Origin of the sequence: Streptomyces sp. NPDC005281 (assembly GCF_040607495.1) — a bacterium.
GTDB lineage: Bacteria > Actinomycetota > Actinomycetes > Streptomycetales > Streptomycetaceae > Streptomyces.
Genome location: NZ_JBEXGX010000028.1, coordinates 62,185 through 73,167, shown reverse-complemented (window position 1 = coordinate 73,167; position 10,983 = coordinate 62,185). Strand labels below are relative to the sequence as shown.

Annotated in this window: 10 protein-coding genes; 7 read left to right on the top strand and 3 right to left on the bottom strand. The window is 67.8% G+C overall.

Annotated features, from left to right (window positions below; genetic code table 11):
- Positions 1 to 23: 23 nt before the first annotated feature.
- Positions 24 to 725, bottom strand: coding sequence for a Crp/Fnr family transcriptional regulator (locus ABZV42_RS31855; RefSeq protein ID WP_355987577.1), 702 nt, complete (start codon positions 723 to 725; stop codon positions 24 to 26).
- 430 nt (positions 726 to 1,155) lie between these two features.
- Between ABZV42_RS31855 and rpsL the strand changes: the two genes are divergently transcribed.
- The 5 genes from rpsL to gdhA all read left to right on the top strand — a co-directional run bounded on the left by rpsL (position 1,156) and on the right by gdhA (position 7,086).
- Positions 1,156 to 1,527 carry a 30S ribosomal protein S12 gene (gene rpsL / locus ABZV42_RS31850; protein WP_003948652.1) on the top strand — a complete coding sequence of 124 codons (372 nt, stop codon included), beginning with the start codon at positions 1,156 to 1,158 and terminating at the stop codon, positions 1,525 to 1,527.
- Positions 1,528 to 1,530: 3 nt separating this feature from the next.
- On the top strand, positions 1,531 to 2,001 hold the full coding sequence (gene rpsG, locus ABZV42_RS31845) for a 30S ribosomal protein S7 (protein ID WP_055517367.1): 471 nt from the start codon (positions 1,531 to 1,533) through the stop codon (positions 1,999 to 2,001).
- A 39-nt stretch (positions 2,002 to 2,040) separates the two neighbouring features.
- Positions 2,041 to 4,170, top strand: coding sequence for an elongation factor G (gene fusA, locus ABZV42_RS31840; RefSeq protein WP_355987581.1), 2,130 nt, complete (start codon positions 2,041 to 2,043; stop codon positions 4,168 to 4,170).
- Positions 4,171 to 4,313: 143 nt separating this feature from the next.
- A complete protein-coding gene (gene tuf / locus ABZV42_RS31835) occupies positions 4,314 to 5,507 on the top strand; it encodes an elongation factor Tu (protein WP_355987583.1) in 1,194 nt (397 codons plus the stop codon).
- Between the two features lie 223 nt (positions 5,508 to 5,730).
- Positions 5,731 to 7,086: an NADP-specific glutamate dehydrogenase gene (gene gdhA, locus ABZV42_RS31830; protein WP_355987585.1), complete on the top strand. Its 1,356-nt coding sequence runs from the start codon at positions 5,731 to 5,733 to the stop codon at positions 7,084 to 7,086.
- Positions 7,087 to 7,153: 67 nt separating this feature from the next.
- Here gdhA and ABZV42_RS31825 read toward each other — a convergent pair whose 3' ends face one another.
- Together ABZV42_RS31825 and ABZV42_RS31820 are read right to left on the bottom strand one after the other, a co-directional pair.
- Positions 7,154 to 8,197 carry a helix-turn-helix domain-containing protein gene (locus tag ABZV42_RS31825; protein ID WP_356054772.1) on the bottom strand — a complete coding sequence of 348 codons (1,044 nt, stop codon included), beginning with the start codon at positions 8,195 to 8,197 and terminating at the stop codon, positions 7,154 to 7,156.
- A gap of 212 nt (positions 8,198 to 8,409) precedes the next feature.
- Complete coding sequence (locus tag ABZV42_RS31820) at positions 8,410 to 9,399, bottom strand: hypothetical protein (RefSeq protein ID WP_356054763.1); 990 nt, start codon at positions 9,397 to 9,399, stop codon at positions 8,410 to 8,412.
- A 611-nt stretch (positions 9,400 to 10,010) separates the two neighbouring features.
- Between ABZV42_RS31820 and rpsJ the strand changes: the two genes are divergently transcribed.
- Together rpsJ and rplC are read left to right on the top strand one after the other, a co-directional pair.
- A complete protein-coding gene (gene rpsJ / locus ABZV42_RS31815; RefSeq protein ID WP_003948644.1) occupies positions 10,011 to 10,319 on the top strand; it encodes a 30S ribosomal protein S10 in 309 nt (102 codons plus the stop codon).
- Between the two features lie 17 nt (positions 10,320 to 10,336).
- Positions 10,337 to 10,981, top strand: coding sequence for a 50S ribosomal protein L3 (rplC, locus tag ABZV42_RS31810; RefSeq protein ID WP_355987591.1), 645 nt, complete (start codon positions 10,337 to 10,339; stop codon positions 10,979 to 10,981).
- The last annotated feature ends 2 nt before the right edge of the window (positions 10,982 to 10,983 follow it).

Sequence of the window (10,983 nt, the reverse complement as noted above, 5' to 3'; positions counted from 1 at the left end):
GCGCCCCGGTACGGGCTGTCGTCTCATCCCCGGGCGATCCTCCGCAGGACGTCCATGCGCAGGATCACCATCGTCCGGCGGCCCGTCAGCACCGCTTCCCGCTCCCGGAGTTCCTTCAGCAGGCGCTGGACCATCTCCCGGGACGCGCCCACCGAGCCCGCGAGCTCCTGCTTGCTCAGCGGGACGGAGAGTTCGACGCCCTCCTCGGTGCGGCGGCCGTTCGTGCGGGCCAGGTCGAGCAGGAGCGCGGCGAAGCGCTCGCGGACGCTCATGGAGGCGAACTCCAGCCGGCGGCGGTCGGCGGCGCGGGTACGGTCCGAGGTGAGGCCGAGGAGGGCGAAGGAGACCGCGGGGGAGTGGGCCAGGAAGTCCCTGAACTGTTCGCGTACGAGCGCGACCGTGCGGACCGGTTCCAGGGCCGTCACCGTCGCGGAGCGCGGCCGGCCGGTGAGCGCGGCGGACTCCCCGACGATGTCTCCGGGGCCGCGCAGCGCGAGCAGTGCCTCGTAGCCGTTGGCGGCGGCCGCCGTCACCTTCGTCCAGCCGTGCGTCACGATCAGCACGTGCGACGAGGGCTCGCTCTGGTGCAGGAGCACCATCCGGGGCGTGAAGGACAGCTCGCGGCCGAGGGCCAGCAGCGCCGAGCGGTCCTCGCTCTCCAGGCGTGCCAGGAACGGCACCCGGTCGTCCAGGCTCTCGTCCCCGTCTAAAGGTCCAGCCGCCATGAGTCCATCCCCGTTCCCCCGATCGGCCCCGTGGCCGACGCACAGTGACCGCTGCGCGGCAACGGGTCAACGTACTCACCCAGTGTGGCGGTGCGGACCGAATCGGGGACTTTCATCGCGGAACCGATGACAAGCTGCGCCAAGTGTGAAGTGCCGCGAGAATGGACCGGGAGAAGTCCGGCGTGTCGGGCGCCACGGCATTTGTTTTGACCGGAGTCCGTGAGGTAGGTAGGCTCATACCTTGTGCCTGGGGTGTGCCCTGGCTCCCGTGCGTGCCTTCTGACCGCAAGGGGAGCCGTAAGCGGCCACCGCAATCTGCGCCCTTTCCGTCTTGCGGAGAGGGGTCCGCAGTATTCGACACACCCGACCGCGTGGGTCGGTGGCGTTCCAGGTTAGCTTCACCATTCGGCACACAGAAACCGGAGAAGTAGTGCCTACGATCCAGCAGCTGGTCCGGAAGGGCCGGCAGGACAAGGTCGAGAAGAACAAGACGCCCGCACTCGAGGGTTCGCCCCAGCGTCGTGGCGTCTGCACGCGTGTGTTCACGACCACCCCGAAGAAGCCGAACTCGGCCCTGCGTAAGGTCGCGCGTGTGCGTCTGACCAGCGGGATCGAAGTCACCGCTTACATCCCGGGTGAGGGACACAACCTGCAGGAGCACTCCATCGTGCTCGTGCGCGGCGGCCGTGTGAAGGACCTGCCGGGTGTTCGCTACAAGATCATCCGAGGTTCCCTGGACACCCAGGGTGTCAAGAACCGCAAGCAGGCCCGCAGCCGCTACGGCGCCAAGAAGGAGAAGTAGAAAATGCCTCGTAAGGGCCCCGCCCCGAAGCGCCCGGTCATCATCGACCCGGTCTACGGTTCCCCTCTGGTGACCTCCCTCATCAACAAGGTGCTGATGAACGGCAAGCGCTCCACCGCCGAGCGCATCGTTTACGGCGCCATGGAGGGTCTGCGTGAGAAGACGGGCAACGACCCGGTCATCACGCTGAAGCGCGCGCTTGAGAACATCAAGCCGACCCTCGAAGTCAAGTCCCGCCGCGTCGGCGGTGCGACGTACCAGGTGCCGATCGAGGTCAAGCCCGGTCGCGCCAGCACGCTCGCGCTGCGCTGGCTCGTCGGTTACTCCCGCGCCCGTCGCGAGAAGACCATGACCGAGCGTCTGCTCAACGAACTTCTCGACGCCTCCAACGGCCTTGGTGCCGCTGTGAAGAAGCGCGAGGACACCCACAAGATGGCCGAGTCCAACAAGGCCTTCGCGCACTACCGCTGGTAGTCGCTACCCACATCGAGACCGAGAGAAGACCGAAGCCTTATGGCTACCACTTCACTTGACCTGGCCAGGGTCCGCAACATCGGGATCATGGCCCACATCGACGCGGGCAAGACGACCACCACTGAGCGGATCCTCTTCTACACCGGCGTCAGCTACAAGATCGGTGAAGTCCACGACGGCGCCGCCACCATGGACTGGATGGAGCAGGAGCAGGAGCGTGGCATCACGATCACCTCTGCTGCCACCACCTGTCACTGGCCGCTTGAGGACAACGACTACACGATCAACATCATCGACACCCCCGGGCACGTCGACTTCACGGTCGAGGTGGAGCGCTCGCTGCGCGTCCTCGACGGTGCCGTCACGGTGTTCGACGGTGTCGCCGGTGTCGAGCCGCAGTCCGAGACGGTGTGGCGTCAGGCCGACCGTTACGGCGTGCCGCGCATCTGCTTCGTGAACAAGCTGGACCGTACCGGCGCCGAGTTCCACCGCTGCGTCGACATGATCAAGGACCGGCTCGGTGCCGTTCCGATCATCATGCAGCTGCCGATCGGTGCCGAGCTGGACTTCAAGGGCGTTGTGGACCTGGTCCGCATGAAGGCGCTCGTGTGGTCCGCCGAGGCGGCCAAGGGCGAGATGTACGACGTCGTCGACATCCCGGCCACGCACGCCGAGGCCGCCGAGCTGTACCGCGGCCAGCTGATCGAGACCGTCGCGGAGCACGACGACGAGATCATGGAGCTGTTCCTGGAGGGCCAGGAGCCCACCGAGGAGCAGCTGTACGCCGCGGTCCGTCGCGTCACCATCGCGTCCGGCAAGTCCGAGGGCATCACGGTCACCCCGGTGTTCTGTGGCACCGCGTTCAAGAACAAGGGCGTTCAGCCCCTGCTCGACGCGGTCGTGCGCTACCTCCCGACTCCGCTTGACGTCGAGGCCATCGAGGGCCACGACGTGAAGGACGCGGAGCTCGTGGTCAAGCGCAAGCCGTCGGTCGACGAGCCGCTGTCCGCGCTCGCGTTCAAGATCATGAGCGACCCGCACCTGGGCAAGCTCACCTTCGTCCGGGTTTACTCGGGCCGCCTGGAGACCGGCACTGCCGTGCTGAACTCCGTCAAGGGCAAGAAGGAGCGCATCGGCAAGATCTACCGCATGCACGCGAACAAGCGTGAGGAGATCGAGGCGGTGGGCGCCGGCGACATCGTCGCCGTGATGGGTCTGAAGCAGACCACGACCGGTGAGACGCTCTGCGATGACAAGAACCCGGTGATCCTGGAGTCCATGGACTTCCCGGCGCCGGTCATCCAGGTCGCCATCGAGCCCAAGTCCAAGGGTGACCAGGAGAAGCTGGGTGTAGCCATCCAGCGTCTCGCGGAGGAGGACCCCTCCTTCCACGTTCACTCGGACGAGGAGACGGGCCAGACCATCCTCGGCGGTATGGGCGAGCTGCACCTCGAGGTGCTGGTCGACCGTATGAAGCGCGAGTTCCGGGTCGAGGCCAACGTCGGCAAGCCGCAGGTCGCGTACCGCGAGACGATCCGCAAGACCGTCGAGCGTCACGACTACACGCACAAGAAGCAGACCGGTGGTACCGGTCAGTTCGCCAAGGTGCAGATCGCGATCGAGCCCATCACCGAGACCGACGGTCCGGCGTACGAGTTCGTGAACAAGGTCACCGGTGGCCGTATCCCGCGGGAGTACATCCCGTCGGTGGACGCCGGTGCGCAGGAGGCCATGCAGTTCGGCATCCTGGCGGGCTACGAGATGACGGGCGTCCGCGTCATTCTTCTCGACGGTGGCTACCACGAGGTCGACTCCTCCGAGCTCGCGTTCAAGATCGCCGGTTCGCAGGCCTTCAAGGAGGCCGCGCGCAAGGCCAGCCCCGTGCTGCTCGAGCCGATGATGGCCGTCGAGGTCACCACGCCCGAGGAGTCGATGGGTGATGTCATCGGCGACCTCAACTCCCGCCGTGGCCAGATCCAGGCCATGGAGGAGCGCAGCGGCGCTCGCGTCGTGAAGGGCCTCGTGCCCCTCTCGGAGATGTTCGGCTACGTCGGAGACCTCCGCAGCAAGACGTCGGGTCGCGCAAGCTACTCGATGCAGTTCGACTCCTACGCCGAGGTTCCCAGGAACGTCGCCGAGGAGATCATCGCGAAGGCCAAGGGCGAGTAACACACCCCGTTTGCACGCTTTAGGCTTGACACCGACCGCCGGGGCTCACCCGGGAGGGAAAACCCCGGCGGGCGGCATCCCAGCAAAGATCACCTGGCGCCGATGAGTAAGGCGTACCAGAACCACTCCGCAGGAGGACCCCAGTGGCGAAGGCAAAGTTCGAGCGGACTAAGCCGCACGTCAACATCGGCACCATCGGTCACATCGACCACGGTAAGACGACCCTCACGGCCGCCATTACCAAGGTGCTGCACGACGCGTTTCCGGACCTGAACGAGGCCTCGGCCTTCGATCAGATCGACAAGGCTCCTGAGGAGCGCCAGCGCGGTATCACGATCTCGATCGCGCACGTCGAGTACCAGACGGAGGGCCGTCACTACGCCCACGTCGACTGCCCCGGTCACGCGGACTACATCAAGAACATGATCACGGGTGCGGCGCAGATGGACGGCGCCATCCTCGTCGTCGCCGCGACCGACGGCCCGATGCCGCAGACCAAGGAGCACGTGCTCCTGGCCCGCCAGGTCGGCGTTCCGTACATCGTCGTCGCCCTGAACAAGGCCGACATGGTGGACGACGAGGAGATCCTGGAGCTCGTCGAGCTCGAGGTCCGTGAGCTCCTCTCCGAGTACGAGTTCCCGGGCGACGACCTGCCGGTCGTCAAGGTCTCGGCGCTCAAGGCGCTCGAGGGCGACAAGGAGTGGGGCCAGACGGTCCTGGACCTCATGGCCGCCGTCGACGAGTCGATCCCGACCCCCGAGCGTGACGTCGACAAGCCGTTCCTCATGCCCGTCGAGGACGTCTTCACGATCACCGGTCGCGGTACGGTCGTCACCGGCCGTATCGAGCGTGGTGTCCTGAAGGTCAACGAGACCGTTGACCTCATCGGCATCAAGCAGGACAAGACCACCACCACGGTCACCGGCATCGAGATGTTCCGCAAGCTGCTCGACGAGGGTCGTGCCGGTGAGAACGTCGGTCTGCTCCTCCGTGGCATCAAGCGCGAGGACGTCGAGCGCGGCCAGGTCATCATCAAGCCCGGTTCGGTCACGCCGCACACCGAGTTCGAGGCCCAGGCCTACATCCTGTCGAAGGACGAGGGTGGCCGTCACACCCCCTTCTTCAACAACTACCGCCCGCAGTTCTACTTCCGTACCACGGACGTGACCGGCGTCGTGACCCTCCCCGAGGGCACCGAGATGGTCATGCCGGGCGACAACACCGAGATGACCGTTACGCTCATCCAGCCCGTCGCCATGGAAGAGGGCCTGAAGTTCGCCATCCGTGAGGGTGGCCGGACCGTGGGCGCCGGCCAGGTCATCAAGATCAACAAGTAATTGTTGATCGTATGACCTGGTAGCTCCTTCCAGAGCTCCAGAAAGGGCCCGTGCGACTTCGGTCGTACGGGCCCTTTCGCATGTCCTGGAGGAGTAACACTGTGGGGACGATCTCCCGCCTCCGGGCGGGGGCCCGACCGGTACGCGTACCGGCGACGGCGCCGAGCGCACCTTACGGTCGTACGGCCGGCCGTTCTGGCAACCCCGTCTGAAAGGACCCCAGGTGACCCGCCCTGACACGAAGAGCCGCATCGCCTCCCTGCTCGCCGACATCGAGCGGCGCAATCCGGCGCAGCCCGAGTTCCTCCAGGCCGCGCACGAGGTGCTCGAATCCCTGGCTCCGGTCCTCACGCAGCGCCCGGACTACGCGGACGCTGCCCTCGTCGAGCGCCTGGTGGAGCCCGAGCGGCAGATCATCTTCCGTGTCCCCTGGCAGGACGACCACGGCAAGGTCCAGGTCAACCGGGGCTACCGCGTCGAGTTCAACAGCGCGCTCGGCCCGTACAAGGGCGGTCTGCGCTTCCATCCGTCGGTGAACCTCGGCATCGTGAAGTTCCTCGGGTTCGAGCAGATCTTCAAGAACGCCCTGACCGGTCTCGGTATCGGCGGCGGCAAGGGCGGCAGCGACTTCGACCCGCGCGGGAAGTCGGACGCCGAGGTCATGCGGTTCTGCCAGTCCTTCATGACGGAGCTGTACCGGCACATCGGCGAGCACACGGACGTGCCGGCGGGCGACATCGGCGTCGGCGGCCGGGAGATCGGCTACCTGTTCGGCCAGTACCGGCGCATCACCAACCGCTGGGAGGCCGGTGTCCTCACCGGCAAGGGCACGCACTGGGGCGGTTCGCTGATCAGGCCCGAGGCGACCGGCTACGGCAACGTCCTGTTCGCCGCCGCCATGCTGCGGGAGCGCGGCGAGGACCTGGAGGGCCAGACCGCGATCGTCTCCGGCTCGGGAAACGTCGCGACCTACACCATCGAGAAGCTCGCCGCCCTCGGCGCCAACGCCGTGACCTGCTCCGACTCGACCGGCTACGTCGTCGACGACAAGGGCATCGACGTCGAACTGCTCAAGCAGGTCAAGGAGGTCGAGCGCGGCCGGGTCTCCGACTACGCGGCACGGCGGGGCGCGTCGGCGCGGTTCGTCGCGAACGGCAGCGTCTGGGACGTGCCGGGCGATGTCGCGCTGCCCTCGGCGACCCAGAACGAGCTGGACGCGGCCGCGGCGGCCACCCTGATCGGCAACGGCGTCAAGGCGGTCTCCGAGGGCGCCAACATGCCCACCACTCCCGAGGCCGTCCACCTCTTCCAGGAGGCGGGCGTCGCCTTCGGCCCGGGCAAGGCGGCCAACGCCGGCGGTGTCGCGGTCAGCGCGCTGGAGATGAGCCAGAACCACGCCCGCACCTCGTGGCCGCGGGAGCGGGTCGAGGACGAGCTGACCCGGATCATGAACGACATCCACGCCATCTGCCACGAGACCGCCGAGCGCTACGGCGTCCCGGGCGACTACGTCAGCGGCGCGAACATCGCGGGCTTCGAACGGGTCGCGGGCGCGATGCTGGAGCAGGGTGTGATCTGACGGATCGTGCCTTTGGGCGGGCCCGTGGGACTTCGGTCGTACGGGCCTTTCCCGTGTCCGGGGCCGGTCAGGTGCCCGGGTAGAGGGGCAGGCCCGCGGTGGAGATCGTCCAGTCGGCGATGGTCACGTCCTCGCCGTAGACGAAGTCCTGGAGATCGGACCGGTGTCGGCAGCGGGTGCAGCGGCCCGGTTCGGGGGCGCGGAAGGCGTGGTCGCAGCCGTCGCAGTTCTGGAGCGGGTGCGGGCGGGTGGCCACCGGGGTGGCGGGCGTCCGGGGCGGCAGCGACTCGGCGAGCCGGTGCGCCATGACGCCGGCCGGGTGACGCAACGGCTCCCGGGGCAGGCCCGCGGTCAGGGCGGTCCGCACGGCCGCGGCTGCGACACCGCGTTCCAGCCAGGCACTGACGGCCGGCGCGAGGCGGTCCACATCGCGCTCCGAGAGCAGGAGGCGCAGGTCCTGGCGGTGGAGGCTCGCGAGGAGCGACGTGGCCGTGCGGTGGCGGTCCGGATCGTGGGCGTCGGGGGCGGGGAGGGGGCGCTTTGGTGCCGGTGCCACCGTGGGCGCCGGGGCGGGTCCGGTGGGCGACGGGGCAACCGGGGCGGCGGCGAGTTCGGGTGCGGGACCGGGCACCGGTGTGAGTCCGGCTGTGGGCGCTGTCGGTGCTGTGGGCGCGTGCTCGGGTGTCGACGGCGGGTCCGGTGCCGGGTCCGGTGCCGGGTCTGGTTCGGGCACGGCCGGGCCGGGGACCGGAACGGTCATCCCCTGCGGCTGGTTGTACGACACCGTGTGCGTGACGACCCGGCCGTCCCGCAGTCGCTCCCGCCTCCGGGACAGATAGCCGTGGGTCTCCAGCTCCCGCAAGGCCGCGGCGATACGGGTCTCGCCTTCCGGCAGACGCGAGGCGAGCGACTTGATGTCCACGCGGGCCCCGGCGGGCAGCGACTGGATGTGGACGGCGAGCCCGATCGCGGTGAGTGTCAGCCCGCGGTGCTGGGCGAGATGGTTGCCGACCACCGTGTAGCGGGCGGTGTGGCGGACGTTGATGTGGGTGACGCCCCGCGGAATCCGGGGCTGGGCGCACAAGGGCGCGCTAAAATTCTGGGTACCCATCGGGAAGTTTGGTTCTTCCTTGTTGGCGAGGCCCTCGATCGGGATGCCAGTCCCGGCCGGGGGCCGCTGTACGTCTGCGGTTGTGTTGTCGCGGCGAGCATATGCCCGGCAACGGCCGCTGAATCCAGCCCAGTTGCCGATTGTCACCCTTGCGGGTGACGAGCCGGCCGCGGGGAGGCTGGTGGGTTGGCAGGGGGCTTTCACCTCGGGCTTTAGAAGCCTTTGATGCCGTGTCCGACCGCGTCGCGGCTCACCGGGTCGTGACGTTCCGCGATCCGGTGTGGGCCAGGGCCGAGGAAGTGCAGGCCGGTGTAGTCGGCGTCCTCGACGGGGCGCCAGCTTTCGCTCCCCCATTCGGTGCCGTCGAGGGTCAGCAGCGGGCGGACGTCCGAGCCGCACTCGGAGCAGGACATGGGGAACGGGTCGCTGAAGCTCCAGGGTCCGTGACCGCCGAGCTTGCAGCCGGGGGCGACGCTGAGGTCGTACTGGTAGCCGACGACGTCGACGTCGTCCTCCTCGTCCGGGTTCTGCTCGTCCTCCCAGGCGTGGATCCGGTCGGCCAGTTCCTCGGGCAGCTCGTGCGGCGCCGGGTACTCGGTGACTGTCTCGGGGTGGAGGAGACACGGTTCGGGCAGGTAGTCGTCGTTGCCGATCACCGAGGGCTCGGGAGGTGCGGCGAGCGGGTCGGTGACGTCGGCGGAGGCCCGCCAGTACAGCTCGGCGGCGGGGAGGTAGTCCTCCTCGTGGTCGAACGGGCACCACAGCACCTGGAGCAGGTCGGTGCCGGCCGGGCGGGGCAGCGTCGGAATGTCGGCGGCGTAGAGCTGGACCACGGGGATGAGGGGGACCGGGCCGTCCTGCGGTATCCGCCTCTCGGCGTCGGCACGGTCGACGATCTCGCGCTCCTCCGCGGTGAGCAGGTCGGCGCCCTCCGCGCGCGGCCGGGTCCAGGCTTCGGCGATGATGCGCCGCCGCTGCCTTACGTCGTCGGGGACCGCGCCGAGATGCGTGGGCTCGTCGTGATCCGCGCAGGTGGGCCACGGCTCGTCGGCGGGCCACAGCAGGGGGCCGCCGATCGAACTGTCCTTGACGGTGGGGGTACTTGGGCGCGGATGCAGCCGGACGGCGGTGCGGGCCAGAGGCGCGAGCTCGGGGAAGAGCGCGGCGACGTCGAGGGGCCGCGGGGGAGTGGTGCGAGACATGGGGTGAGGCTAAGGCCGCGCCGGATCCGGACGTTTCATCTGGGACGCTGGGGACCGGCTCACCGGGGCGGCGACACCCGGCAGACGTGTGTGGTTCTTCCGCCCCTCTGCCGGACCGGCATCAGCGCGGGTTCGCGTTCACCACGCCGGTCTGCGGTTGTATCGAGAGCCGGCTGCCCACAGCCGTGCGGGCCGGGTTTGACCTGCGTCACCTTAGGGGTACGATCCTCGGCTCGATTGGCCAGGGGCGTGTCCTGTATGGCAGACTAGCGGGGTTGCTCGGTCGAGTGCCGATGCTGTGCGCCTCCCGTCGGGAGGACTGGAAGCGAGTCCCACAGTACTCGTCGCCCTACCTGTCGTGAGGCAGCACTGGGGCGGACGTACGGGAATCTTCCGGGAAGTGTCAGCGGGGTGCAGACCAGGCGCCCGGTGGGTGTTTCAGCCCCCGGTCCTGCGGTTGCTTTCGGGCGGAGCCGCGTCCCTCGTAGGGAAATCCATTACGGATATCTCTGCGGCAGGAGCGCGACACACCCGACCGCGTGGGTCGGAGGTGGGGACGCGAACCCCCGGGTACCAGAGCGTTTTTTCGAGACAAAGGACTACTAGTAGCCATGGCGGGACAGAAGATCCGCATCCGGCTCAAGGCCTACGACCACGAGGTCATCGATTCCTCGGCGAAGAAGATCGTCGAGACGGTGACCCGCACTGGTGCGTCGGTCGCGGGCCCGGTGCCGCTGCCCACTGAGAAGAACGTGTACTGCGTCATCAAGTCGCCGCACAAGTACAAGGATTCTCGCGAGCACTTCGAGATGCGCACGCACAAGCGCCTCATCGACATCCTCGACCCCACGCCCAAGACCGTTGACTCCCTGATGCGACTCGACCTTCCGGCCGGTGTCGACATCGAGATCAAGCTCTAGGGATCGGTGATCTGAGAATGGCTAAGCAGATCAAGGGCATCCTGGGCGAGAAGCTCGGCATGACGCAGGTGTGGGACGAGAACAACCGTGTTGTTCCCGTCACCGTCGTCAAGGCCGGCCCGAACGTCGTGACCCAGGTTCGCACGAACGACGTCGACGGCTACGAGTCCGTCCAGATCGCGTTCGGTGAGATCGACCCGCGCAAGGTGAACAAGCCCCTCAAGGGCCACTTTGCCAAGGCCGACGTCACCCCCCGTCGCCACCTCGTCGAGATCCGTACCGCTGACGCCAGCGAGTACACCCTCGGCCAGGAGATCACCGCTGAGGTGTTCGAGGCCGGCGTCAAGGTGGATGTGACCGGCAACAGCAAGGGCAAGGGCTTCGCCGGTGTCATGAAGCGTCACAACTTCAAGGGCCTCGGCGCCGGACACGGCGTTCAGCGCAAGCACCGCTCCCCCGGCTCCATCGGTGGCTGTGCCACCCCGGGTCGTGTGTTCAAGGGCGTCCGCATGGCGGGCCGCATGGGCAACGAGCGTGTCACCACCCAGAACCTGACCGTTCACGCCGTTGACGCGGAGAAGGGCCTGCTCCTCATCAAGGGAGCCATCCCGGGTCCGAACGGCGGCCTCATCCTGGTCCGTACCGCGGCCAAGGGGGCTTGAGG